Source organism: Streptomyces sp. NPDC048416, from assembly GCF_043200435.1.
Taxonomy (GTDB): Bacteria; Actinomycetota; Actinomycetes; order Streptomycetales; family Streptomycetaceae; genus Streptomyces.
The window spans coordinates 81,821-106,823 of the sequence record NZ_JBICXU010000005.1 but is presented as its reverse complement, the minus strand read 5'-3'; the positions used below and the strand labels follow the sequence as shown (position 1 = coordinate 106,823).

The window sequence follows — 25,003 nt, the reverse complement described above, 5'->3', positions numbered from 1 at the left end:
CCCCGCAATTGACGCTTTATCGGAAAGAAGCGGGCATTCCCCTGGGAGTTGTGGGCAGATCCTCGCTCCCCGTGCACCAGCGACTCACCAACGGGCCCTCGCCCGAAGGTTGGTGAGCAGGTAGGCGCAGACCAGAACGGTGAGCGAGAGCGCGAGGGCGGCTCCGACCGGTGTGGCGACCAGGTGCAACACGGCGACGAGCACATGGTCCAGTGCATGGGGCCAGCGCACCCAGGCCAGCTCGCGCAGCCGGTCGGGAAGTCCGGCGACGGAGTGCACCGAGCGTCCGGCCACGGCCTTGCGCAGGAGCGGTACGACGACGACGGGCACGGCGAGCACCGCGGCGAGGCCGGCGCTGGTGGCCCGGAAGATCCCGGCGGCGAGCAGTCCCGCCCAGGCGCAGCCGACGGCGAGCCCGGCCCAACTCGCGCTCAGGGCGGGCCATTCCCGGAGCGGGCCCACCACGCCCCCTCCGTACACCAGGCGCAGGACCTGGTGGTCGACGGCGACGGCGAGGGCCGCGACGACCAGGGCCATCGTCGCGGTCACGACGAGTTTGGCCAGGAGCAGGCCGAGCCGGCGCGGCACGGTGCCCCGGTCGGCGGCGAGTGCCGGGTAGCGGTATTCGTCGCCGAAGGCGAGCGCGCCGAACAGGCCCGCGCCGAGCGCCGCGGGAGGCAGCGGGAGCAGCCCGGGCCAGGCCGCGAGCAGACGCGCCGGCGGGGTGTGCCCGCCCCGGGCGAGCAGGACCGCGAGGACCGCCGAGAGGGCCAGAACTGCCGCAGCCAGCAGGAAAGTTGTCCGTACGCCGAGGAGCCTGCGCAGTTCGTAGCGCAGGGGGCGCAGCGGCGTGCGGGGGGGCCTGCGGGTGAGGGGCAGCGGGTGGGAACTCCGGGGCTGCGCGGGGCGTTCCTGGGGTGGGACGTGGACGCTCGGGCCGGCGTCTGCGACCTCGTCGGCGAGCCGGTGGAGCAGCACGCCGTTGCGGAAGGCGGTCTCCCCGACCTCCGCGCAACTGCTGCCGTACACGGACAGATGACTGCCGTCCTCGGCGACCACTTCGACGGAGCGCCGGGCGGCGCGTGCCTCGCGGCCGACCAGGGCGCCGAGGCGGGCGGCGTGCGGGGTGGCGACGGCGACGCGTGGGCGCAGCCGGGTGCGGGCGAATTCGGTGGCGTCCTGGTCGGCGACGAGCCGGCCGCCGTCGATGGTGACCACGCGGTCCGCGACCCGGGCCGCCTCCTTGGGGTCGGCGAAGGTGCACAGAACGGTTCCGCCGTGCTCGGCGTGACCGCGCAACAGGCCGTGGAGCCAGGCGTTCTCACGGGGCGAGAGGCCTTCGGCGGGCTCGTCGAGAAGGAGGGTGTGCGGGTCGCCGAGCAGGGCGGCGGCGAGGCCGAGGCGCCGGTCCATACCGAGCGAAAGGATGCCAAGGCGCTCGTCGGCGAGGCCCGAGAGCCCGACGACCTCCAGCATCTCCTCGGCGCGCGACACCGGGACGCCGGCCACGGCGCACATCAGCTTGAGCTGGCCCCTGACGGTGCGGGCCGGATGGCCGGGCACATCACCGAGGAGGGTGCCCACTTCGTGCGCGGGGTGGGCGAGCGCGTGCAGGGGGCGGCCCCGGAAGTAGGTCACGCCCCGGCCGGGTTCGAGTTCGAGCATCAGGCGCAGGGCCGTCGTCCGGCCCGAGCCCGGTGCGCCGAGGAGCGCGGTGAGCTGCCCGGGTCTCGCCTCGAAGGTGAGATCGTCCACGGCGGGGGGAAGGTCGGGGCGGGGGGCGCTGGTGAGTCCGATTGCCTGGAGCATCGCTTCTCCCGCGGTAGGTGAGACCGCTCGGCCGACTGGGCGGGTACCGCAGCAAGATAACGCGACATTTCGGACTTTTCATGCAGGGTCGGGGTGCGGGGCTCCCGAATGTCGGCCCTTCGGCCGCGCCGCTGTCGGCCCTTCGGCCGCGTCACCACGGGCCTCTCCCCGCAGGCCGTGGCCCGCCCGCGTGCCGACCCTCAGCGGCTGCGGCTCACCCCACCTCAGACCTCGGGCCGCAGCATCGGCGGGTTGAGGAGCGTCGCGCCGCCGGCCCTGAACAGCTGGGCGGGACGGCCGCCCTGGCGGGTCGTGGTGCCGCCGGCCGGGACCAGGAAGCCGGGCGTGCCGGTCACCTTGCGGTGGAAGTTGCGCGGGTCGAGGGCGACGCCCCACACCGCCTCGTACACCCGGCGCAACTCGCCGACGGTGAACTCGGCCGGGCAGAACGCCGTCGCCAGCGAGGAGTACTCGATCTTCGAGCGGGCTCGCTCCACCCCGTCCGCGAGGATCCGGGCGTGGTCGAAGGCGAGCGGCGCCGGCTGCTCGCCGTCCCGGCCGAACCCGCCGTCCTGCCCGAGCAGATCCTCCACGGGCGCCCAGCGCGCGCTGTGCGCGTCGCCTCCCGCGCGCGGCGCCGGCAGGTCCGGGGCCAGGGCGAGGTGCGCCACGCTGACCACCCGCATCCGGGGGTCCCGCCGGGGGTCGCCGTAGGTCGCGAGCTGTTCGAGGTGGGCGCCGTTGGCGAGCGCCGGAGCCGAGGGGTCCGAGGCACAGAGCCCGGTTTCCTCGCCGAGCTCCCTGGCCGCCGCGGTGGACAGGTCCTCGTCGTCGCGGACGAATCCGCCGGGCAGCGCCCAGCGCCCCTGGAAGGGTGGCTCACCGCGGCGCACCACGAGCGCGCAGAGCGCGTGGCGGCGCACGGTCAGCACGACCAGGTCGACGGTCACGGCGAAGGGCGGAAAGGCCGACGGGTCGTAGGGCGACATGCGGCGATCATAGTCGTCTGCCTGACGATAAACACTCCCTTCGACACCCTCCGCCCCTTCTTCTCCCGTGTCACCTCCCGGCGCGTCCCGTGCGCTCAACCTCCCAACTGGAGCCATGCGGCGGCCTGCTCGACCATCCCGACCCCGAGCCTGCTGACCCGAACCGTGAACGGCTCTCCCCCGACGCTCAGACCGGCGAGCCGTACCTCGCCCAGCGGGGCCGAGCGCAGCGGGTGCAGGGCGACCGACCCGGCCGGTACGTCCGGACGGACCCCGGCCAGGGTCGTGAGCAGCTGGATCCCGGCGGCGGCCGCCACCGCGGCGGGGCGGCATGCGGCGGGGTGCGGCACGGGCGCACCCCCCGCGGTGCGCTGCTCCCCCGCGTACATCTCCGGCAACCGGTGCCCGAACGCCTCAGCGGCGGCCAGCACACCCCGCAGCAGGGCGACGGCTTCCTTCTGGTACCCGGCGCCCGCCAGGCCCGCGACGGCCACCGCGCTCTCGTGGACCCGTACCGCGCCGGCCCGGTGCCCGAACGGGTTGTACCCGGGCTCCTTGACGGCGAGCCCGCGCAGCCCCCAGCCCGAATCCAGCGCGGGTCCGCTCAGCAGCCGGGCCAGCTGCTCGGTCCGTACCTTGTCGAGCAGGCCGGGTGCGAGACGGCCGCCGCCGAGCAGTCCCGTGTCCAGGAGATGGGCGGCGCCCCCGCCCAGCAGCGGCATCGGCCGCCCGTCGGCGGTACGGGCCGCCGCGGGGCGGCCCCCGCCGACGTCGTCCACCCAGAACTCCGCCCGGAACCGGTCCCGCAGGGCCCCGGCCCGCGTGAGCCAGGCATCCGCTCCGGGACGGCCGCACTCCCGCAGCAGGTCGGCGCCGAGCACCGCGGCCCGGTGCGCGTGGGCCTGCGTCTCGGCGCGGACGAGCCCGGCCCCAGGGCCGCTCTCGGCAAGGTAACCGTCCGCGCCAAGGGCCGCCGCCAGCCAGCTCAGACAGCGCTCGGCGGCGGGCAGCAGCTCGGACACCTCCGGCTCGGGCAGGCCCCAGCGCCGGGCCTCGGCAAGCACGACGGGAAAGGCCAGCGTGGCCTCCACCCCCGTACAGCCCGGCGGAAGGAAGGGCCCGGCGTCCCTCAGCGGCCCCGGAATGCGCCCCGACTCGGCGCCGGGACCGGCCAGTTGGGTTCTGGCCAGAGCGCGCAGCGTGGTTGCCGCGAGCCGGGTGGACAGCGGCAGCGCCATCCGTGCCGCCCAGAGCGCTTCGGCGGGCGCCATCCCGCACCGCCACGGGACGCCGGCCGCCGCGTACAGATCGGCCGGGTACGCCGGGTCCCGGATCAGCAGCGCCCGCAGGTCGTCGATGCTGCACGCCAGCAGCGCCGCCACCCGGGGATCGTCCCCCTCCGCCCTGGCTTCCTGGGCCGAGGGCAGCGGGCTCGCGCCAGGGCCCGGCGGCCGCACGGGCCGGCCGGTCCTGATGTGCAGCTGGATCGTGCACGAGCCGCCCGGGGGCAGTTCCACGGCCCAGCGCAGCACCCCGGCGGAGGCGAGCGCGTCGGTCGGCGGGGGCTGCGCGGTCACCGCGCAGTGGGCACCGCCCGAGGTCCAGCGCATTCCCGAATCGTGGACGGTGGCGGGCAGTTCGGGTCCGGCGCGCCCCGCGGCCACGGCTCCCAGGTCCGCCAGGTCGGTGCCCAGGGCGATCTCCACCGGGAACCTCATGGGGCGGCCCGCGGAACTGGTCAGAGTGATCCGCTCGGTGCCGTCCGCGTGGCGCAGCCGCTCGACAGAGATCCCGGGGTCGGGCCCGCCGTCCGCGGCGGTGCGCACCACGGCGAGGAACCGGGCGCGGCCGGCCGATATCGACCTGCCCTGCACGGCGATCGGGTCACGGCCCGCCACCCTCAACTGGCAGCGTGAGAGCAGACGTCGGCCGTGCTGATAGAAGCCTTCGAGGCCGTACCCGGTCAGCTGGCCGTGCTCCGGCGACACCACGAGGCCGGGCAGGGCCACGCAGACGACGGCCGCGTGCACCGCCGGGAGTTCGCCGGGCGCCGGGCCGGGCGGCCTCGGCGGGACCGGCCCCGGCGCGCTCCCGATGCCGGCGCGGAGAGGTGTGCTGGACACATGCGTACCCTTCTGCGCGTTCTAGACGACGAAGGCGCCCGGCCGGGCGGACCGTGTCGCCCGCAGGGCGCGGCGCTCGCTACCGCGCTGCTCCCAGGTGAACGCCGCGGGGCTCGACCGGGTCACGGACGGTTCGGCCACGCGAGCCGCCCCGGAGCCGGGTGGGCCTTCCCCCTACCTCACAGGCCTTTCCCCGCGCCCCGCCCCTCCCTTCCGCCACACTCCGCCCCAGCCCCTTCGGCACCTGCGGCACCACACGTGTCACCCCTCCCCCTTCACCCTGTCCCCGCTCCTGCGGCGGGTCCGGACACGTGGCTTCCGCGCCCTGGGGCCTGCCGACGGAGGCCCGGCGGGTGTGGGCCGGGCCGGGCCGCCCGACTGCCCCTTGCCGGCGCCGTCCGGCGCGGGAACGCTCCCCGGTGCGAGGCCGCCCGACTGCCCCTTGCCGGCGCCGTCCGGCGCGGGAACGCTCCCCGGCGCGAGGCCGCCCTCCGGCGCCGGAGCGCCCGTTGCATTCACCGCGCCAGGGCCCGCCAGCCGGGCCGCGCGTTCCTCCCGCAGGCAGATGCGCAGTTCTTCCGGGTCGAGGCCCTGGTTGCAGGCCTGGTGGAGCAAGTAGGCGAACCGGTAGTCCGGGTCGGCCCGCAGGGCGAGGCCGAACGCCACCCGGGCGTGCGGGTCGTCACCGGTCGACCAGGAGACCCAGCCCGCCAGGGTGAGCAGCGCGGCCGCGTGATCGCGGTACGGCCCGACACAGCGGCGGGCCAGCGCCCGCCACAGCCGCAGGGCGAGCTGCGCCTCGGCGCCCTCCATCCACTCGGCGGCCCAGTCGCGGGTCGTGCGGTCCTGGAGGCCGAGGATCACGGCCGCCGCCTCGTCGTGGGAGATGAGCCCGTCGTCCAGCTCGTCCGACGCGTTCTTGCCGAGGAGGAGGGTGCCCGCGCCCCGGCCTGCCGCGGCGCGCGCCTCCGTATCGCGGGCCGGTGCCTGCTGCGTCTTGCCGATGCGCCGCATCAGCCGGGCCGCCAGGTCAAGCGTCTCGTCGGCCACGCCTCGCCGGTCGCCCTCGCTGAGAATGCGGGGGAACATCGCGGCGGCCGCGGCGTCCAGCGCCCGCTCCTGGTCCTGCGCCGCCGCCGTCCGCCACGGCGCGAACCGCTCCTCCATCTCCCGCAGGGACCCGCGTACGTGGATTCCCGCGTAGGTGGCGGCGGCCGCCATGACGGACGTGCCCGGCAGCGCCAACACGTTGCCCTCCGGCGGGCAGCAGCGGGTGTCCGGGCAGCAGTACGACCAGTAACGGCCGTCGGAGATGCAGAGCGCTTCGAGCACCGGGACGTCGAGGCTGCCGCACGCGGTGCGGAGCCGCTGGGCCAACGGCCGCAACCGCTCCATGACCTCGTGCGCGCTGCCGCCCCGATCCGGGTCCTGGCACAGGAAGACGACGATGCCGTCGGGCCGGGGCCCTCGCTGCTCGCTCCCCGTGACCAGGCAGTCGGCGAGCTGCTCGGCGATGTCGGGCCATTCCTGCGGTGAGGCAGGCAGCCCCACCCTGACCCGGCCGCCGAACCGTCCGCTCTCGCCGTGCAGCGCGACCAGGACCGCCGAGTCGGTCGGGTGGAAACCCAGCAAGTACGGCAGGGCGTCCGCCAGTTCGGCCGGCCCGCGCAGGGTGAGCCGGGGCTCTCCCGACGGACTGGACGGGCCCAACGGACTGGACGAGCTGGACGAGCTCGATGGGCTCGATGGGCTCGATGGGCTCGATGGGCTCGATGGGCTGGACGAGCTGGACGAGCTGGACGGACTGGATGGGCTGGACGGGCTGGGGGAATCGGATTCATGGGATTCGGATGGATGAGGTCCACTCATGTCTCGCATGACCCGAGGATTTCGCGATCCCGAATTCCCCGCCACCCCTGTGGATAACCTCTGTCCACAGAATAAAGGCGCTGATCATACAAATATCGCAGGCCTCGAATCACGCATTCAAATACCGTGAACAGGACGCCAGTTGACACCTCGCCGGGCCCAACTCCGCCCCGCTGCCCCCGCCCCCCGCCGGCCGCAAGCCACCCCAGCGACCTTGCCTCAGCCCCGCCAGGAGTGTGGCGCGCGGAACCCGGGCGCGCGCTCCAGGCGGCGCCAGCCCGCGGCGGAGCGAGCCCGTTCGAAGGCCACGGCGACGGGCTGGGCGGCGGCACGCGCGAGGAGCACCGCGGTGATCGCGGCGAGCTCTTCGGGGCCGGCCTCGCCCCGCTCGATACGTACAACGGCTTGGGTACTCACAGCGTGAACTCCCTTGTTTCTCAGGGGCTTTGACGGCGGCTGAAGAATCCCGGCTACTGGGGCGGGTTGCCGTGCTTGCGGGAGGGCAGGTCGGCGTGCTTGGACTTGAGCATCGCGAGGGAGGCGATCAGGACGGCCCGCGTCTCGGCCGGGTCGATCACGTCGTCGACCAGGCCCCGCTCGGCCGCGTAATACGGGTGCATCAGCTCGGCCTTGTACTCCTTGACCATCCGCGCCCGCATCGCCTCCGGGTCCTCGGCATCCGCGATCTGACGGCGGAAGATGACGTTGGCCGCGCCCTCCGCACCCATCACCGCGATCTCATTCGTCGGCCACGCATACGTCAGATCCGCGCCGATGGACTGCGAATCCATGACGATGTACGCACCGCCGTACGCCTTGCGCAGAATCAGCGAGATCCGCGGCACCGTCGCATTGCAGTACGCGTACAACAGCTTCGCGCCATGGCGGATGATCCCACCGTGCTCCTGCGCCACACCCGGCAGAAAGCCAGGCACGTCCAACAGGGTGACGATCGGAATATTGAAGGCATCACACATCTGAACGAAACGAGCCGCCTTCTCCGACGCCTCGATGTCCAGCACGCCCGCCAGGGACTGCGGCTGGTTCGCCACGATCCCCACCACCTGCCCGTCCAACCGGGCCAGCGCGCAGATGATGTTCCGCGCCCACCGCTCATGGATCTCCAGGAAGTCCCCGTCGTCGACAAGCTCCTCGATCACCCTGCGCATGTCATACGGCCGGTTCCCGTCCGCCGGCACCAGATCCAGCAGCACCTCACAGCGCCGGTCGGCTGGATCCTCGGCAGCGTGGACCGGCGGGTTCTCCCGGTTGTTCGACGGCAGCATCGAGATCAAATACCGCACCTCCGCCAGGCACGTCTCCTCGTCGTCGTAGGCGAAATGCGCCACACCCGACGTCTCGGCATGCACATCCGCACCCCCCAGACCGTTCTGGGTGATCTCCTCGCCCGTCACCGCCCGCACCACGTCCGGACCGGTGATGAACATCTGCGAGGTCTCGCGGACCATGAAGACGAAGTCGGTCAGGGCCGGGCTGTAGGCCGCACCCCCCGCACACGGACCCAGCATCACGCTGATCTGCGGGATCACACCCGACGCCCGCGTGTTGCGCTGGAAGATCCCGCCGTACCCGGCCAGCGCCGAAACACCCTCCTGGATACGGGCGCCCGCGCCGTCGTTCAACGACACCAACGGCGCACCCGCCGCGATCGCCATGTCCATGATCTTGTGGATCTTCGTGGCGTGGGCCTCGCCCAGGGCGCCGCCGAAGATCCGGAAGTCGTGGGCGTAGACGAAGACCGTGCGGCCCTCCACCGTGCCCCACCCGGTGATCACACCGTCCGTGTACGGCCGCTTCGCCTCCAGACCGAAGCCCACCGCACGGTGGCGCCGCAACTGCTCCACCTCATGGAACGAACCCGGATCGAGGAGCAGATCAATACGCTCGCGCGCCGTCAGCTTCCCCTTGGCATGCTGCGCCTCGGTCGCACGCTCACTCGGCCCACGACGGGCCTCCTCACGCAAGGCAAGAAGCTCGGCGACCCGGTGGCGCGTCGCCGTCGGCTGCGGTGTGTTCATGCCGGATCCCCCTCGGTTCGCGCCGCCCCCTGATGGGGCGGCCCTGCGGTGTGGTGTGCGGCGCCCTCGGGGGCCGCGTGTGCGTCGCCCTCGGACACGTCGCGTGCGGCGCCCTCGGGGGCCACGTGTGCGTCGCCCTCGGACACGTCGCGTACGGCGCCCTCGGCCGCGTCGCGTACGGCGGGCATCAGCCGGCCTGGCCCACGACGGCCATGCCGCCACCCTGGGCGGCCCAGCGCTTCTCGCCTGCGCCGTGCAGGATCTCCCGTTGCAGTTCCCGCAGTTCGGACATCGGGTCGATGCCAAGCTCCTCGCGCAGGGCGGTGCGCAGCCGGGTGAAGGCCTCAAGGGCCTGCCCGCGGCGGCCGGTGCGGTGGAGCACGAGCATCAGTTGGGCGTGGAAACCTTCGTGCAGGGGGTGGTTCTCGGTTAAGTAACGCAGCTCTCCGAGGACTTGGCGGTGACGGCCGTTGCGGATGTCCGCCTCGATGCGGCCTTCGAGGGCGGTGAGCCGGAGCTCTTCGAGGCGGGAGACCTCCAGGGAGAGCCGCGGGCCCAGCGGTACGCCGTCCAGGGGTGCGCTGCCGCGCCACAGCGCCAGACCGCGCTGGAAGGCCCTGGCGGCCTCCGCGTTGTCGCCCTCGCTGAGCGACTGACAGCCTTCGTCCACGGCCTGTTCGAAGAGGTCGGCGTCGACGGTGCCGTTGCCGAGGTCGAGGCGGTATCCGCCGCGCGAGGTGATCAGGACGTCCTTCGGGTCCAGCCGGCCGTGGGAGGACCGCGAGGTCATCAGCGACCGCAGGTTCATGACGTACGTCTGGACCGCGGTGACCGCGCTGCGCGGCGGCACCACCCCGAACCAGAGCTCGTCGATCAGGCTCGACATGGTCACCACATGGCCGACCGCGAGGGCCAGGGTGGCGAGCAGCTGCTGCTGCTTCGGTGCCGTCGGACCCCAGCCGAGTTCTCCGTCCATTATCTGGACGTCACCAAGCACTCCGATATCCAAGACAACTCCCCCTGAGCTATTGATTGCTCTGCCTTGTCAATGTTCCGAACATACCGCACGGTTTGCTTTTTCGGGTCCCCACCCTTTGCCCCAAGCACATGGACGGGGTGCAGGCTACCCAGCTTTGGCCACGCCTGTTGCCGAAATCAGATGAGTGGAGCCGAAATTATTGGAAGCCACTCCCAGGCCGGGCACGTAGAAGCGCCCGTCCTTGCCCAGGAGATGACATCCGTCGTGGTCCGTCGCCAATCCGAAATCGGCGTACGGAATCCTGCGGCCGCTTCCCATCGCCTTGGCATAGGAATTCTTCTGGGTCAGGAACCGCAGCAGCAGCGGGTGGCGCGCGGAGGGCCCTGCCGCGTGCAGGCGCTCCAGTTCGTGCCGGGTGAGCAGGTGTTCCACGGACGGCAGCCGCAGCCGCGGGGGGTGCAGGGGTGCCACGTCCACGCCCACCCGGCCGCCGTCCATCAGGCCCACGGCCACGAGCCCATCGCAGTCGCCGACGCTGATGTCCAGGTCGTCGCAGCCCCTCAAGTAGGGCCGCCCGACCGGGGTGTACGCGATGTCGAAGAGGGCCGGGTCGGCGCCGAGCAGGGCGCCCGCGGCGGCTCTGAGCATCAACCGCGAGACGATGAACCGGATGCGCCGCTCCGGTGTGGGCTGCCGGTCCGCCCGGGCGCGGTCCGCGCCGAGCAGCACCCGGATGTCCTCCGGGTCGGGTGCCGTGTCCTGCGACCACCAGTCCTCGGTCCTTCCCGCGACGACGACACACCGGCTCTCCTCCAACTCCTTTCTGATCCCTGCCACTTCCAGGTCGTCCGGCCCCCGCGCCGTGTAGAGCGCGGGGGTCGGCCCTCGTGTCAAGCCGTGCTCCCGATCTCCAGGTCGATCCGTTCCCGGGACAGGTCATACGCCAGGCCCTCCCGGTCGCGGGTGATCAATTCCTTCAGGACGAGCCCCACTTGGCCCCTCGGCAGTCGCGGCGCCGGGTGGCCCAGACGGCGCAGCACCCTGCTCAGGGCGATCAGCAGCCAGGCGCGGTCGGTGTCCTCGCCCGCGGGGGGCGCGGTGTGCCGCCGCAGTCTGCTCAGTCCGCAGGCCGCCGCCGTCAGCAGAGCGAGCCGGTCGGCGACCGCCAGGGCCGCGGGGTCGGGTGCCCCGGACGACGGCGGGCGGCTGAGATAGGTGCGGCGCCTTTCGAGGCCGCGCAGTTCCCGGTTGAGCACCCGTATGAGGTCCCGGAAGGCGCCGCCGACCGGGTCGCGGTCGGCCGGCAGTCCGGAGAAGTCCCGGAACTCCCTTCCCAGCGGCCGCAGTCCACGGCCGCCGGCTCCGGGCAGGAACTCGGTGAGCAGGTGGGCCGGGCGCCCGGGGACGGGCCCGGCCGCGGCCATCAGGGCCTCGGCCTCGCGGGCGGCGGAGAAGTCGTACGCGGATGTGGCGACACCGCCGTCCCTGCGCCGCGCACTCAGCGGAATCAGCTCCTCCGCCCCTTCGCGCAGCAGCCGGGGAACCAGATATCCGCAGACCGCGGACAGCATCCGGGTTTCGGTGCCGCCCCGCAAAGCGTCGGTCGCGGCGCCGACCACACAGTCGGCGAGCAGCGTGTCGGCGAAGGTCCCGGTCAGCGCCGCGACCGCGGACAGGTCGTCCACGGGTGCGTAGTGCTCCTGGTAGGCGTGCACCGCGGTCCGTAGCCGGGTGTCCGCGGCGGCGACGAGCCAGCCGGGCAGCACGGTCCGCACGAACGCCTCCGTCAGGTCGGGGTCACAGTGACAGTCCGGCTCGTGCCGGGGGTCCGAACAGGCCGGGACGGTGAGCCAGACCCGGGAATCGGGGCCGCCCCGGTGCGTGGCCCCGGTGTCGGGGCCACCCCGGCCGGCCGTCCCGGTGCCGGGGGCGCCCCGGCCAGTCGCCCCGGCGCCGAAAGCGCCTTGACCAGCTGTCCCGGTGCCGGGGCCACCCTGGTGGGTGACCCCGCCGCCCCGGTCCGTCTCGTACGCCTCGTACGCCTCGTACACCCGGGGAGCGTGTCCGGCGACGTACGGGCCGGGGACGGCCAGGACGAGCCGTCCGCTCTCCTTGAGCGCGGCGGCCAGGCGGGCCGCCGTCGGGGGGTGCGCCACCGGGGGCGGCGGCCAGCCGCGTTCCACGGTGGGCACTCCGTGGGAGCGGATGAGCGCCCGCACCCGGTGGATGGTCTCGTCACCGCGGTGCGCGTCGCCCCGCAGGACGGGCGGGGAGCCCGCGCCGGTGCCGCGGAGCGGCAGGCCGGCGCCGGTGGACCGGCTCGCCCGCCGCTCGCTCACTGGGCCGTACGCCGGCCGATGTAGCCGACGGCGAGCAGGGCGCCCGCCGCGAGGGCCGCCGCGGCCACCGAGAGGGCGACCTTGGTGCCGCCGTCGCCGGGCGATGCCGTCAGGACGGAGCCGAGTACGGCGACGCCGACCACGGCGCCGGTCTGGCGCGCGGAGTTGAGCGCGCCGGACGCGATGCCGGCCTGCTCCTTGGGCACCGAGGAGACCAGCGTGGTGACCAGGGAGGGGATGGCGAAGGAGACGCCGAACCCGAAGACAAGCAGTCCGACGGCGGTCAGGGCGTACTGGCCGGCGCCGTCGCCGCCCACGAAGGCGAGCTGGATGAGCGCGCCCACCGTCATCAGCGAGAAGCCGAGGATCGAGGGGATGCGCGGGCCCTTCTTGGCGACCAGGCGCCCGGTGTAGATCGGGTTGAACGCGGTGGGCAGGGTCAGCGGCAGGAAGGCCAGGCCCGCGGCCATGGCGGAGTAGCCGAGGCCCTGCTGGAAGTGGAGCGACATGACGAACAGGACGCCGGAGAGGCCGAAGTTGACGAGCAGGCCGTTGAGCAGGCCGACCGAGAAGGTGGCCTTGCGGAAGAGCTGGAGCGGCAGCATCGGGCCGCGTACCCCGGGTTCACGGCGCTCGACCACGATGAAGCCGATCGCCGCGGCGACACCGATGACCAGGGCGATGAGCACGGGAGCGGACAGCCAGCCCTCGGGCTCGCTCTGGATGACGCCGAACGTCAGGCCCGCCAGGGCGAGTACGGCCAGCAGCTGGCCCGGCAGGTCGATGGCGCGCTCCGGGTTGCGGGGCGACTGCGGCGCGACGGCGCGGGTGATGAGCACGCTGCACAGGGCGACGGGCACGTTGATGACGAAGATGAAGCGCCAGCCGAGCGTGTCGGTGAGGACACCGCCGACGACGGGGCCCGCGGCGAGCGCGACTCCGGTGATGGCCGCCCACGAACCGAGGGCGCGGGCCCGCTGCGCGGGGTCGGTGTAGGCGGTCGCGATGACGGCCATCGAGGCCGGCAGCAGAGCGGCGCCCGCGATGCCGAGGACACCGCGCATGCCGATCAGGACGCCCAGGTTGGGTGAGGCGGCGGTGAGCCCGGAGGCGATCAGGAAGGCCCAGGTGCCGGTGAGGAAGACCTTGCGGGCGCCGAAGCGGTCGGACAGGGCGCCCATGGTGAGCAGCAGCGCGGCGAAAGTGAGGGTGTATCCGTTGACCACCCACTGGAGCCCGGAGAGCCCTCCGCCGATATCATCGCGGATGGCGGGCAGTGCCACGTTCACCACGCTGGTGTCGAGCAGCACCATGAAGTAGCCGAGCGAAAGGCCCAGAAGCAGGAGCCCCTTGCGCCGGATCCCGGCCTCGGGCTTGGCGCCCGCCACAGCGCTCCCTCCTTGTGCGGCCGTCACCGTCGATGACTGCGAGGACATAGTTGTTCCCTTCTCAATTACTGACGCGGAAAAGTGAATTCGAGGCGGCCGGGGTCGTGAACCTGCGGCTGTTACAGCCTGGCGGGAGCCCGGGCGAAAGAGAAACGGGAAATTCCGATTGCACCATCGGAAGCGCCGATGGATCGGGGGAGGCCGAGAGATGCAGTTCCGTCAGTTGAACACGTTCCGCACCGTTGCCGAAACCCTCAATATCACCAGGGCAGCCGAGCGCCTGAATTATGCCCAGTCAAGTGTGACCGAACAGATCCAGTCGCTCGAAGCGGATCTGGGGGTGGCCTTGTTCGACCGTTCCGGCCGTCGGATACGGCTGACGGCGGCCGGAAATCGTTTGGTCGAATACGCCGAGCGCATGCTCCAGCTCGCCGAGGAGGCGAGAGCCGCGGTCGCCGGAATGGCGGACCCGGCCGGCGAACTCACCATCGGCGCGCCGGAAACGCTCTGTGTGTACCGGCTGCCTTCCCTGCTGACCCGGTTCCGTGAAACCCATCCGAAGGTCCGGGTCGTGCTGCGCCCGGGCAACCGGTCGGAGTCCCGCGGCGGGGTGCGTGAGGGAACGCTCGATCTGTGCTTCACCTTCGGGCCTCCGCCCACGGAGCCGGAGTTCGAGAGCATGGCGCTGGCGCCCGAGTCCGTCGTCGTGGTGGCGCCGCCCGGGCACCCGCTGACCAAGATGAAGGAAGTACGCACGGCCGAACTCGCCGGCGTGGACTTCCTGGTGACCGAGCCCGGGTGCAGCTACCGCCGGATGTACGACGAGACGCTGGGCTCCGCGCAGGGCCCCCGGCCCAACGTGGTGGCCGAGCTGACCAGCATCGGCGCGCTGCGCAGCTGTGTCGCCGAGGGCATGGGCTGCGCCCTGCTCCCGCAGATCGCGGTGGCCGCCGACCTGGCGCGGGGCGCCTTGGAGACGGTCCCGTGGACCAACGCCCGCCGGGAGACGGAGGTACAGGTCTCCTGGCGTGCGCAGGGCACCGGGTCGCCGGGGCTTCGCCCCTTCCTCGACACCGCGCGCGAACTGCTCGGCAGTCCCGTCCTGTAGGGCCCGCCCCGGCGCGGCACGCACAGCGCCGCACCGGGGCCGTCCGGCCGGGCGCGGCGGCGCGCCGGGCCGGAGGTCACCGGTGGGACGGCGACGCCCGGCGGTGGGCCCTCAGCCCTCGTCCAGGCAGAGTTCGTCCTCGTCGAGGCGGACGAGACGGCCGCTGTAGCCGCCGGTCAGCGCGGCGAACCAGATCGCGGGGCGGGCGCCGACCGCCTCGCGGGCCAGCACCAGCGGCCCGTCCGCGCTCACCTCGACGTAGTCGCCCGCGGGACGGATGCCGTACCCGGTGTCGCGGGCGACGCGTACGAGATCGTCGAACTCGGGGATGTCCAGGACGTACAGCGTGGTCATCGGGTGCTCACCTTCTCCTCGGCCGCACCGGCGGCCTGCTCGGCGTGGTCGCGGGCCAGTTCGCCCTTGCGGCGCCACATGTCCTCGACGGTGGGGCGCTCGCCGCGCGCGATGTCGGACAGCGCCCGCAGCGTCAACTCGGCGTCCCGTGCGTCCACTTCGGCGAAGGCGCGCAGCGGGCGGGTGATCTCCAGCTGGATCCCGTTGGGGTCGTCGAAGTAGAGGGATTCCAGGAGTTCGTGGGCGAGCGGCGGCGTGACCCGTACGCCGTGCTCCTTGAGGCGTACGCGCCAGGCGGTCAGCTCCTCCTCGGTGTCGACGTGCAGCGCCAGGTGGCGCGAGCGGTGCATGAGGTCGCCCGGGTCCTCCTCCTCCGGAAGACCGAAGTAGTAGAAGAACGCCAGGTGGTTGCCCTTGCCGAGGGCGAAGAAGAAGTGCACGAAGTCGGGGAAGTCCTCGGTGACCCAGCCGGTCGCCGTGATGGCGTGGACCAGGGGCAGGCCCAGCACGTCGCGGTAGAAGTGCAGGGTCTCCTCGGGCTTCCAGGTGACGTGCGCGAGGTGGTCGACGCCCTTGAGGCGCAGCGACCCGGTGTCGAGCGGCGCACCGGCCGCCGGTGTCTGCGACATGGCTTGTTCCTTTCGCTGTGCAGCGCGAAGCGTGGAGCAGGAAGGGGGAGGGACGGTGTGTCCCCATTCGGTGGCGCGGCCGGCCCGTTGGGGTTCAGGCCGGCGCGGGCGCCTGGCTCGGTTCGGTGGCGGGGTGGGCCGCGGGCCGGGCCGCGGGCTGGGTGGGGACCGACGCGCGGGAGAGCGCGAGGATGTGCTCGCGCAGCGTCCTGCGGTCCACCTTGCCGATGGGAGTCAGCGGGAACTCCGCCACCAGGTGGAGGAGTTCGGGCCGCTTGAACGCCGCCACCCCGCGTGCCGCGAAGAAGGCGTGGATGGTTTCCAGGGTGGGCCGCCGGCCCTCCGCCGGGATCACACACACCCCGACGCGTTCGCCGAGTGCCGGGTCGGGCAGGGCGAGGGCCGCCGCGTCCGCGACGCCCGGCACCGCGCGCACCAGGTCCTCCACCTCGTCGATGGAGACCTTCTCGCCGCCCCGGTTGACCAGGTCCTTGAGCCGGCCCTCGACGACGAGGTTGCCGCTGGGGTGCCACCGCACGAGATCGCCGGTGCGGTACCAGCCGTCGGGCGTGAAGGCCCGCTGGTTGTGCTGCGGTGCGCGGTAGTAGCCGCGCGGTGTGTAGGGGCCCCGGGTGAGCAGTTCGCCGGTGGCGCCCCGCGGTACGGGCCGGCCTTCGCCGTCCACCACCAGAATCTCGTCGGCCTCCGACACCGGCCGGCCCTGGGTCTCGCGCAGTACCGGCGCAAGGTCGCCCGGCCGGGTGTAGTTGAGCAGGCCCTCGGCCATTCCGTACACCTGCTGGAGGGTGCAGCCGAGGCCCGGGCCGAGGTCGCGGGCGAGCTCGGTGGGCAGCACGGAGCCGCCGACCTGGAGCAGGTCAAGGCTCGCGAGGGCCGAGGGCCGCTCACCGGCATGCTCCAGCCAGCGGTGGGCCACGGCGGGCACCACCGAGGTGACGGTGACGCGTTCGCGGGCGATCTCGGCGAAGGCGGTCCTGGGGTGCGGCGAGGGAGAAAGGACCGCGCGGCCGCCCACCGCCAGGGTGCCCAGCACGCCCGGGCAGCCGAGCGGGAAGTTGTGCGCGAGCGGCAGGACCGCCAGATAGGTGGTTTCCTCGGTGAAGCCGCAGACCTCGGCGCTGCGCCGGAAGTTGTACTCGTAGTCGTTGTGCGTCCGGGCAATGATCTTGGGGAGTCCGGTGGTGCCGCCCGAGAGCAGGAACAGCGCCACCTCCCCCGCGTCCGGGGCGCGTGCGTCGAGCCGGCGGCGGCGCTCCTCGACGTCGCCCTCGATCCGCAGTGCGGCCCGCAGGTCGACGTGGCCCGGCGCCACGTCGTCGCCGACGACCAGGACGGGCACCGGCCGCGGCCGGCCCGCGGCGATCTTGGCGCCCAGCGCCTGGTGGTCCACGCCCCGGCAGGTGTCGGGGACGGCGACGGCCGCGACATCGGCGAGGTCGGCCAGGTACTCCAGCTCGTGCTCGCGGTGCGGCATCAGGGCGAGGACCGGCGCGACACCGATCCGCTGGCAGGCCAGGAACAGCGCCACGAACTCCCAGCGGTTGGGGAGCTGCACCAGCAGGTTGTCGCCGTCCTTGAGGCCGAGCGCCGCGAGGTGGTCGGCCAACGCGTCGGCGCGGGCGGCCAGTTCGCGGTAGCTCATCCTGGTCGCGCCGTCCACCAGGGCCGTACGGGCTCCGTAGCTCTCGCTCCAGCTCCACATCCAGTCACCCAGCGGGCGCCCGCGCCAGTAGCCGGCCGCGGTGTAGCGCTCGGCCTCGGGCTCGGGCCACGGGACGGTCCCGGCGCGCTTCATCTGCTCCTCCTTCGCTCGATCGGGTGGGTCCGTGCAGGGGTGCGGCCCGGCCCCGACCTCTTGCGGACGGGGCCGGGCCGCGGTCTCAGGCGGCGAGCCGCTCGGCGAGGTAGTCGGCGATGGCGGTCACCGTCGGGCGGTCCCACAGGAGGGTGGCGGGCAGCGCCAGGCGGAACAGCTTCTCCAGGCGCCGGCGGATGACGAGGGTCATCACCGAGTCCAGGCCCATCTCCATGAGCGGCTTGCGCACGTCGAAGGAGTCGGGCGCCCACTTCATCTCGGCCGCCACGAGGCCGCGTACCGCGTCGACCAGGTGGGCGCGCAGCTCTTCGGGCTCCAGCGTCGCCCAGGCCGCCTCGCCCTGGTCGGCGCCGGACTCGGCCACCTCCACGGTCAGTTCGTCGAGCAGGGCCGGACGGACCGCGGAGGGCTCCAGCTCGATGGTGCGCAGCACCGCGTAGTACGGGGCGTCGTAGCGGGAGGCGAACTCCCAGCTGCGGAACGCCTCGGCGGCACAGATGTCGGCGGTGCCGCGGGCGGCGAGTTCGGCGTCGATGAGCTCCGACGAGGTCGACATGCCGAGCCCCCGCCACGAGGTCCAGGCGTAGCTGACGGTGGCGGTGTCGCCGAGGGCCGCGCGGTGGGCGGCGAGCGCGTCCAGGAAGGCGTTGCCACAGGCGTAGCTGGCCTGGCCGGGCAGTCCGAGCAGCAGGCCGCAGGAGGAGAAGAGGGTGAAGAAGTCCAGGCTGCCGGGTGCGAACAGCTCGTGCAGGACCATCGCGCCGGCCACCTTGGGGCCCATGACCTTGGCGAGCGATTCCTCGTCCACGTCGACGGCCATCCGGTTGTCCAGGACACCCGCGGCGTGCACGACACCGCGGATCGGCGGCAGGTCGAGGGCGCCCGGGGCGAGCGCCGCCGCGACGGCCTCGGCGTCGGTGATGTCGACGCAGACGACACGGACGCTGACTCCCAGGCCCTCAAGGGCGCGGACCGCCTCGATCTGGCGGCGGGTGGTCATGTCGGTCATCTCGTCCCAGGCGGACCGCGGCGGGAGGCCGCGCCGGCCGGCCAGGACGAGGCGCCGGGCGCCGCGCCCGGCGAGCCAGGTGGCGATTTCGAGGCCGAGCACACCGAGCCCGCCGGTGATCAGGTACGTGCCGTCGGGCCGGCATTCCAGGGCGGCCCGTACCGGCTCGCGCTCGATGGCCACCAGGCGTGCCGTCTCGATGCCGGCGCCGCGCACCGAGACGAGGTCCTCGCCCGGCTGGGCGCGTACGACGGTGACGAGCGCGGTCAGCGTCTCGGGGTCGGTCTCGTCGGCGAGGTCGACGGTGCCTCCCCACAGTTCGGGGTGCTCACCGCCGATGACCCGGCCCAGGCCCCACAGCGGGGCGTCGGTCAGCGACTCGGCGGCCAGCGATTCCCGTACGCCCCGGGTGACGCACCACAGCGCGGGCTGGGTCCCGGCCGCGGCGAGGTGCTGGGCGGTGCGGGTGACCAGCCAGGCGGCGTCCACGGCGGCGCCGCTGACGCTGTCGGCGGCGCCGGCCCGCTCGGGCACCACGAGCACCGCGGTGGTGGACGTCGGCGGCTCGGCGAGCGCGCCCAGGTCGTCCGGGGTGTCGACGGCGGCCCAGGGCAGGCCGGCCGCGGACAGCGCCTCGCCGATGCGCAGGCCGGTCTTGCGGTCGCCGACGATCACCGCCGAGGTCATCGCGGCGCGTTCCCGGGCGGGTTCGGCGGGCAGTTCCAGGGGGCGCCAGGCAATCTCGCTCACCAGGCGCCGGGGGCTGGCGGTGGCGCCGGGGTCGCCGTCGAGGACGCCGTAGCGCAGCCCGGTGAGGCGGGCCAGGAGGCGCCCGTCGGTGGCGGCGATCGACACGTCGACGGTGTCCACGGCGGCGGTGCCCTCGGCGGTCGCGACGTGCAGCAGCACCTCGGCGGGGCACTCGCCGCTCACGGCGGCCTCACGGATGTGCGCGGGCATCCGCAGGATCGGCTCGCCGGGGAAGACGACCGAGGCGATGGACAGGGCCGCGTCGAGCACCGACGCCCAGGAGCCGGGGGCAGCGCCGTCCGGCTCGGCGGCGACGACGGCGAAGATCTGGCCGTCGGCGCGCCGCATCTCCTTGACCTCCCACGGGAACCCCATGGCGGCGACGCCGATGCCGGCGAGCCGGTCGATGGTGAAGCGGTTGTCCAGGACTTCCGCGCACGCGGTACGCAGCCCGGCGGCGTCCAGGGTGCGTGGGCCGACCGTGGTGCCGGGCGACACGACGGCGGTGGTGTGCGTCAGCCAGGACGCGTCGGTGTCGTCCACGGTGGCGTCGCCGACGATCCGCGAGGCGAGGCGCACGGTGCCTTCCTGGTGGACGACCTGGAGTTCGCGCGGGGTGGAGACGGCGACGGGCACCTTGAGGGTGACGTCGGCAAGGCCCGGGCGCTCGGCGCCGTCGGCCGCGGCCGTGAAGAAGGTGTTGAGCAGCACGGTGGCCGGGATGATCTCGACGCCCTGGACGGGGTGGTCGCCCGGGTAGGGGCGGCACGATTCGTCGAGGTAGGTCGCCCACAGGCGGGCCGGGGTGCTGCCGTTGACGGCGGTCTGGCCGCCGAGCAGGGTGTGGCTCTCGACGTCGTGCTGGGTGCCGCCGCCGACGGCGCCGGCCGGCTCGTACCAGTAGCGCTGGTGCTGCCAGACGGTGTGCGGGAGGTCGGCGAGGCGGCCGGGGGTGGACGACGCCCAGTCCAGGGGCACGCCGTGGCAGTGCAGGGCGGCGAGGTTGGCGAGCAGGGTGTCGCGCTCGGGCTTGTCGCGGCGCAGGCTGTGCGCGACGACACCGTCCTCGATGCCGAGTCCGTCCAGGATCTCGCCGATGGAGTGTGCGACCACGGGGTGGCCCGACACCTCGACGAAGGCGCGGTGGCCGTCCTCGGCCGCGGCGGTGACGGCCTGGGTGAAGCGGACCGGGTTGCGCAGGTTCCCGGCCCAGTAGGCGCCGTCGCGCGGGGTGGTGGCGCGGGGGTCGGCGAGCATGGTGCTGTAGACGGGCAGCTGGGGTGCTTTGACCGTCAAGTCGTGGGCGGCGGCGGCCAGTTCGGCGAGCAGCGGGTCCATGTGGGGGCTGTGGAAGGCGACGTCGGACGCCACGCGGCGCACGGTCAGCGACTGCGCCTCCCAGGCCGCGGCGAGTGCTTCGACGGCGTCGGTGTCGCCGGCGACGACGGTGGAGCCCGGCGAGGCGGAGATGGCCGCCGTGACGTCGGCGCGGCCGGCGAGGCGGTCGGCGACCTCGTCGAAGGGGAGCGCCACCATGATCATGGCGCCCTTGCCCGCGACGCGGCTCAGGAGCGCCGAGCGGCGGCAGATGAGGCGGGCGCCGTCGGCGAGCGAGAGGATGCCGCCGACCACGGCCGCGGCTATCTCGCCCACCGAGTGGCCGATGACGGCGGCGGGTTGGAGGCCGCGTTCGCGCCAGACGGCGGCGAGGCCGACCTGCATGGCGAAGATCATCGGCTGGATCCTGTCGACGTCGCCCAGGTCGCCGTCGAGCAGCACCTGCCGGGGCGAGAAGCCGATCTCGGCGAGGAAGACGGGGTCGATCTCGTCGAGCGTCTTGGCGAACTCGGCCTCCTCCGCGAGGAGTTCGCGTCCCATGCCGGCCCACTGCGAGCCGTGCCCGGAGAACACCCAGACGGCGCCGCGTGCGGCGGCCGACTGCACGGTCCCCGACTCGACGCCGTCCTCACCTCCCTCCTCGGCGAAGGCTCTGAGTCTGGTGGCGAGCTGGGACGCGCCGGACGCGGCGACGACGGCGCGGCTCGCGGCGTGGCCGCGGTGCACGGCGAGGGTGCGGGCGACGTCGTCGAGCGGGGTGGTGGCGCCGTCGGCGTCCAGCCAGTCGGCCAGCGCGCCGGCCTGGGCGCGGGTGCCCGCCTCGGTCGCCGCGGACAGCGGGAACAGGCGTACACCGTCCCCGGCCGCCGGGGCGGTGATCGAGGTGGCGTCCTCGTCGTCGGGGGCCTGCTCAAGGACGATGTGCCCGATGGTGCCGCCGTAGCCGTAGCCGGAGACACCGGCGCGGCGGGGGCGCCCGGTCTCGGGCCAGTCGGTGGGCTCGGCGACGACCTTGAGCCGTGAACCCTCCCAGTCGATGGCCGGGTTGGGGGTGTGGAAGTTGGCCTGCGGCGGGATGTGCCCGTGGTACAGGGCGAGTACGGCCTTGATCAGCCCCGCCACTCCGGCCCCGGCCTCCAGGTGGCCGATGTTGGGCTTCACCGAGCCGATGAGGACGGGCCGGTCCACGGGGCGCCCTGCGCCGAAGACCTCCGCCATGGCGGTGGTCTCGATGGGGTCGCCTGCCCGGGTGCCGGTGCCGTGCGCCTCGATGTAGTCGACGGTCAGCGGGTCCACTCCGGCGCTGCGGTAGGCCTGGCGCAGCAGGTGCGCCTGGGCCTCGGCGCTCGGCGCCATGATGCCGTTGGTACGGCCGTCCTGGTTGACGGCGGTGCCCTTGATGACGGCAAGCACCCGGTCCCCGTCGCGACGGGCGTCGGCGAGCCGCTTGAGGACGACGACTCCGGCGCCCTCGCCGCGTCCGTAACCGTCGGCGGCGGCGTCGAAGGACTTGCTGCGCCCGTCCGGGGAGACGGCGCCCGCGGCGTCCAGGACCATGGTCAGGCCCGGGCCCGCCATGATGTTGACGCCGCCGGCCAGCGCCACCGGCACGTCGCCGTCGCGCAGCGCCTGGACGGCGAGGTGGAAGGCGACGAGCGAGGCGGAGCAGGCGGTGTCCACGGCGAGGCTTGAGCCGCGCAGGTCCAGGGTGTACGAGACCCGGTTGGCCACCGCGCAGAACGCCGCGCCGATCCCCGTCCAGGCCTCGATGCGCGGCAGGTCCTCCAGCATGCGGCGGCCGTAGTCGTCGGAGCCCACCCCGATGAACACCCCGGTGTCGGTGCCGGCCAGGGACTGCGGGGCGATGCCCGCGTGCTCAAGGGCCTCCCACGACACTTCGAGCACGATCCGCTGCTGCGGGTCCATGAGCTCGGCCTCGCGCGGGGTGATCCCGAAGAACTCCGCGTCGAACCCGGCGATGTCGTCGAGGAACCCGCCGCCCCGGGTGGTGCGGCGCAGCGCGGCGGCGTTCTGCGGGGACGCGGCCTCGTAGGCGGCCCAGCGCTCCGGCGGCACCTCGGTGATGGCGTCCGTGCCGGCGGTCAGCAGCCGCCAGAACGACTCGGGGGAATCCACTTGGCCGGCGAACCGGCAGCCCATGCCGATGACGGCGATCGGCTCCGAACCGGACCGGATGTCGCGGGGACCTTCGATCGGGGTGTTCACGTGATCCTCCATGAGGCAGCTGTGCTGGATACGGGGGGATGTGCCGTGCGGGTGGAGACGGGGGCGTGCGGGAGAAAGAAGGTGGGGCGGTCAGCGGCCGGGCCCGGTGAGCGGCCGGCCGGAGACCGCGTCGATGCGGCCGGCGACCAGGGCGGTGTGGAGCAGTGCGTGCCGGCCTTCGGCCCGCCCGGACGGGGTCTCCATGACCCAGCCGTCTTCGGCGGCGAGCACCACGGGCAGCGCGGTGGCCGTACGGATCCGGTCGGCGTGCTCCAGGACGTGCGCCGGGGCGGTGCCGTCGGGGGCGCGCAGATGCAGGGCCGATGCCCCGGCTTCGGCGGCGCCGAGCGCCCGCGTCACCAGCAGATCGCTCTCGTACGCTCCGCTCGCGGGACAGCCAAGACCTGCGATCAGCACGGCGCCCGCGGGCAGCGAACCGAGGAACTTCCGCTCCAGGAGCTGCTGTTCGGCGGCCTCGGCGTCGCTGGGGTGGCCGGTGTCGTCGAGGACGACCTCGACGACGGGGAACCCGACGGCCTCGGCCCGGTCGGCCGCCGCCGCGTCGAAGGCGCGCAGGACCACGCCGAGCACGCTGCCGTCGGACGAGACGCGTTCGAGGGCGGCGCGCCAGGCGTCGCTCTCGCCGGCGCCGACCGGGCGCCGCCAGTCGGCGAGCACCAGGGCGCTGCCGGCGACCGAGTACGCCTCGCACAGGCGGATCTGGCGCTCGGCCCGGTCCGCGGCGACGGTCACGAGGCGGTTGCGCAGGAGGACCGCGCCGAGCCGCAGCGGCGTGCCGAGCGCGTGCCCGCCGGGGGCGGGGGCCGCGGTGCGGGGCGCGTCGTGGACGTAGGCCTCCTCCGCGGCGGCGATGCGCTCGGGGTGGCGGCGGCGCAGACCGGCGAGGCCGATGGCGTCGGTGCGGGTCAGGAAGTGGAAGCCGAAGCGGTCGGGGTCCCAGTCCATGCGGGAGCCGAACGTCTCCCACCAGCGCATGCTGGGCAGCGCCCAGCGCTGGGTGCGTTCGGTCTCGGGGCGGCGCCGCGCCTCGTACCGCGCGAGGGCGCTCTCGACGGGTTCGCCCACGGTGTTCGCGGCCAGTTCCCCGGCGAGTCCGATGGCGTCCTCCATCGCCATCTTGGTGCCCGACCCGACGGAGAAGTGCGCGGTGTGCGCGGCGTCGCCGAGCAGGACGAGGTTGCGGTGCGACCACGAACGGTTGGTCACGTGCAGGAAGTTCGCCCACTTGCTGTTGTTGACCAGGAGGGGGTGGCCCTGGAGCTGTTCGGCGAAGACCTGCTCCATGAGCTCCTGGGCGTAGGTGTCGCTGACACCGGGGGCCGCGGCGCGCTCCGTGGAGGTTTCCAGGCCCGCGGCGCGCCAGGTCGTCTCGTCCGTCTCGACGATGAAGGTGTGCAGTCCTTCGCCGTACGGGTAGGCGTGCGCGGCGAACGCGCCGAACGCGGTCTGCACGAACGGGAAGGTCACCACCTCGAAGGGCGCCCGGGTGCCGAACCAGACGTATTTGCCGGCGCCGGGCCTCTCCACGGCGCCGAAGCGGTCCGAAAGAGCGCGGCGGGTGGCCGAGTTGACGCCGTCGGCCGCCACCACCACGTCATGGCGGGCGGTGAGGTCCAGGGCTTCGGCGGGGTCCTGGAAGCAAAGCCGTACGCCGGCGTCGGCGGCCTGCTCCTGGAGGACGGCGAGCAGCGTCTTGCGGGACACGGCGGTGAACCCGTACCCGCCGTAGCGCAACGAGCGGCCCCCCTGCCGCAGTTCCATGTCGGTCCAGGCGACGCTGGCCTCGACGATCCTGCGGTGCGTCGCGGGGTCGGCCCGCTCGAAGGCGGACATCGTACGGTCGGAGAAGACGACCCCGAATCCGAAGGTGGCGTCCGGGGCGTTGCGCTCGTGGACGGTGACCTGGCGCGCGGTTTTCTGCAGCATCAGGAGCCTGGCGAGGAACAGTCCTCCGGGACCTCCCCCGACGACAGCGACATCCAGCACGGCCAGCACCCTCTTCCCTGCTCGGCGGCGTCTGCCCGGGTCGGTCTCCGGGCGACGTCAGGAGCTTGGCGCGGGCGGCTCAAGCCGTTCTCAAGCGGACTTCAAGCCGGTCGGCGCCCGCCCTTCGCACCCGGCGGCCCCCGGCGTGAGCTGCGAAGACGGCCGATCGGGAACGGTTCGTTCCGCGATTGTCCGACCCGTCCTGTTGTA

17 protein-coding genes are annotated in these 25,003 nt (G+C 73.4%); 1 reads left to right on the top strand and 16 read right to left on the bottom strand.

Features of this window, described 5'->3' with window-relative positions:
* Positions 1-84: 84 nt before the first annotated feature.
* The 11 genes from ACGFW5_RS08790 to ACGFW5_RS08740 form a co-directional block, all read right to left on the bottom strand.
* Entirely contained in the window at positions 85-1,809 is a 1,725-nt protein-coding gene (locus tag ACGFW5_RS08790) for an ATP-binding cassette domain-containing protein (protein WP_393833479.1), read from the bottom strand.
* A gap of 224 nt (positions 1,810-2,033) precedes the next feature.
* Positions 2,034-2,798 carry an NUDIX domain-containing protein gene (locus ACGFW5_RS08785; protein WP_393833478.1) on the bottom strand — a complete coding sequence of 255 codons (765 nt, stop codon included), beginning with the start codon at positions 2,796-2,798 and terminating at the stop codon, positions 2,034-2,036.
* Between the two features lie 95 nt (positions 2,799-2,893).
* Positions 2,894-4,921 carry a glycogen debranching N-terminal domain-containing protein gene (locus ACGFW5_RS08780; protein WP_393833477.1) on the bottom strand — a complete coding sequence of 676 codons (2,028 nt, stop codon included), beginning with the start codon at positions 4,919-4,921 and terminating at the stop codon, positions 2,894-2,896.
* A gap of 261 nt (positions 4,922-5,182) precedes the next feature.
* Positions 5,183-6,631, bottom strand: coding sequence for a DUF4192 family protein (locus ACGFW5_RS08775; RefSeq protein WP_393833476.1), 1,449 nt, complete (start codon positions 6,629-6,631; stop codon positions 5,183-5,185).
* A 378-nt stretch (positions 6,632-7,009) separates the two neighbouring features.
* Positions 7,010-7,207, bottom strand: a complete 198-nt coding sequence (locus ACGFW5_RS08770) for an acyl-CoA carboxylase subunit epsilon (protein ID WP_393833475.1) — start codon at positions 7,205-7,207, stop codon at positions 7,010-7,012.
* Between the two features lie 53 nt (positions 7,208-7,260).
* Entirely contained in the window at positions 7,261-8,829 is a 1,569-nt protein-coding gene (locus tag ACGFW5_RS08765; RefSeq protein WP_393833474.1) for an acyl-CoA carboxylase subunit beta, read from the bottom strand.
* Positions 8,826-9,017, bottom strand: coding sequence for a hypothetical protein (locus tag ACGFW5_RS08760; protein WP_393833473.1), 192 nt, complete (start codon positions 9,015-9,017; stop codon positions 8,826-8,828). The genes ACGFW5_RS08765 and ACGFW5_RS08760 overlap by 4 nt, the downstream gene beginning before the upstream one ends.
* A complete protein-coding gene (locus ACGFW5_RS08755) occupies positions 9,017-9,805 on the bottom strand; it encodes a BTAD domain-containing putative transcriptional regulator (protein ID WP_393833472.1) in 789 nt (262 codons plus the stop codon). Before ACGFW5_RS08755 ends, ACGFW5_RS08760 begins: the two co-directional genes overlap by 1 nt.
* A 147-nt stretch (positions 9,806-9,952) precedes the next feature.
* Positions 9,953-10,702, bottom strand: a complete 750-nt coding sequence (locus ACGFW5_RS08750) for a 4'-phosphopantetheinyl transferase family protein (protein ID WP_393833471.1) — start codon at positions 10,700-10,702, stop codon at positions 9,953-9,955.
* Positions 10,699-12,147: a hypothetical protein gene (locus tag ACGFW5_RS08745; protein ID WP_393833470.1), complete on the bottom strand. Its 1,449-nt coding sequence runs from the start codon at positions 12,145-12,147 to the stop codon at positions 10,699-10,701. Before ACGFW5_RS08745 ends, ACGFW5_RS08750 begins: the two co-directional genes overlap by 4 nt.
* Positions 12,144-13,583: an MFS transporter gene (locus tag ACGFW5_RS08740; RefSeq protein ID WP_393833469.1), complete on the bottom strand. Its 1,440-nt coding sequence runs from the start codon at positions 13,581-13,583 to the stop codon at positions 12,144-12,146. The genes ACGFW5_RS08745 and ACGFW5_RS08740 overlap by 4 nt, the downstream gene beginning before the upstream one ends.
* A gap of 160 nt (positions 13,584-13,743) precedes the next feature.
* Here ACGFW5_RS08740 and ACGFW5_RS08735 point away from each other — a divergent pair, with 160 nt between their 5' ends.
* Positions 13,744-14,643 carry a LysR family transcriptional regulator gene (locus ACGFW5_RS08735; protein WP_393833468.1) on the top strand — a complete coding sequence of 300 codons (900 nt, stop codon included), beginning with the start codon at positions 13,744-13,746 and terminating at the stop codon, positions 14,641-14,643.
* A 111-nt stretch (positions 14,644-14,754) separates the two neighbouring features.
* Here ACGFW5_RS08735 and ACGFW5_RS08730 read toward each other — a convergent pair whose 3' ends face one another.
* The 5 genes from ACGFW5_RS08730 to ACGFW5_RS08710 form a co-directional block, all read right to left on the bottom strand.
* On the bottom strand, positions 14,755-14,997 hold the full coding sequence (locus ACGFW5_RS08730; protein WP_393833467.1) for a hypothetical protein: 243 nt from the start codon (positions 14,995-14,997) through the stop codon (positions 14,755-14,757).
* Positions 14,994-15,626, bottom strand: coding sequence for a VOC family protein (locus tag ACGFW5_RS08725; RefSeq protein WP_393833466.1), 633 nt, complete (start codon positions 15,624-15,626; stop codon positions 14,994-14,996). Before ACGFW5_RS08725 ends, ACGFW5_RS08730 begins: the two co-directional genes overlap by 4 nt.
* Positions 15,627-15,720: 94 nt before the next feature.
* Complete coding sequence (locus ACGFW5_RS08720) at positions 15,721-17,442, bottom strand: (2,3-dihydroxybenzoyl)adenylate synthase (protein WP_393833465.1); 1,722 nt, start codon at positions 17,440-17,442, stop codon at positions 15,721-15,723.
* Between the two features lie 85 nt (positions 17,443-17,527).
* Complete coding sequence (locus ACGFW5_RS08715; RefSeq protein WP_393833464.1) at positions 17,528-22,786, bottom strand: type I polyketide synthase; 5,259 nt, start codon at positions 22,784-22,786, stop codon at positions 17,528-17,530.
* A 90-nt stretch (positions 22,787-22,876) separates the two neighbouring features.
* The gene (locus ACGFW5_RS08710; RefSeq protein WP_393833463.1) at positions 22,877-24,793 is read right to left on the bottom strand and encodes an FAD-dependent monooxygenase; all 1,917 of its coding nucleotides are present in this window, start codon (positions 24,791-24,793) and stop codon (positions 22,877-22,879) included.
* Positions 24,794-25,003 lie beyond the last annotated feature (210 nt).

Excerpts from the sequence above, each read along its gene's own strand:
- ACGFW5_RS08790 (WP_393833479.1), bottom strand. The coding sequence starts at position 1,809 with ATGCTCCAGGCAATCGGACTCACCAGCGCCCCCCGCCCCGACCTTCCC.
- ACGFW5_RS08785 (WP_393833478.1), bottom strand. The coding sequence starts at position 2,798 with ATGTCGCCCTACGACCCGTCGGCCTTTCCGCCCTTCGCCGTGACCGTC.
- ACGFW5_RS08765 (WP_393833474.1), bottom strand. The coding sequence starts at position 8,829 with ATGAACACACCGCAGCCGACGGCGACGCGCCACCGGGTCGCCGAGCTT.
- ACGFW5_RS08760 (WP_393833473.1), bottom strand. The coding sequence starts at position 9,017 with ATGCCCGCCGTACGCGACGCGGCCGAGGGCGCCGTACGCGACGTGTCC.
- ACGFW5_RS08755 (WP_393833472.1), bottom strand. The coding sequence starts at position 9,805 with ATGGACGGAGAACTCGGCTGGGGTCCGACGGCACCGAAGCAGCAGCAG.
- ACGFW5_RS08740 (WP_393833469.1), bottom strand. The coding sequence starts at position 13,583 with ATGTCCTCGCAGTCATCGACGGTGACGGCCGCACAAGGAGGGAGCGCT.
- ACGFW5_RS08735 (WP_393833468.1), top strand. The coding sequence starts at position 13,744 with ATGCAGTTCCGTCAGTTGAACACGTTCCGCACCGTTGCCGAAACCCTC.
- ACGFW5_RS08730 (WP_393833467.1), bottom strand. The coding sequence starts at position 14,997 with ATGACCACGCTGTACGTCCTGGACATCCCCGAGTTCGACGATCTCGTA.
- ACGFW5_RS08725 (WP_393833466.1), bottom strand. The coding sequence starts at position 15,626 with ATGTCGCAGACACCGGCGGCCGGTGCGCCGCTCGACACCGGGTCGCTG.
- ACGFW5_RS08720 (WP_393833465.1), bottom strand. The coding sequence starts at position 17,442 with ATGAAGCGCGCCGGGACCGTCCCGTGGCCCGAGCCCGAGGCCGAGCGC.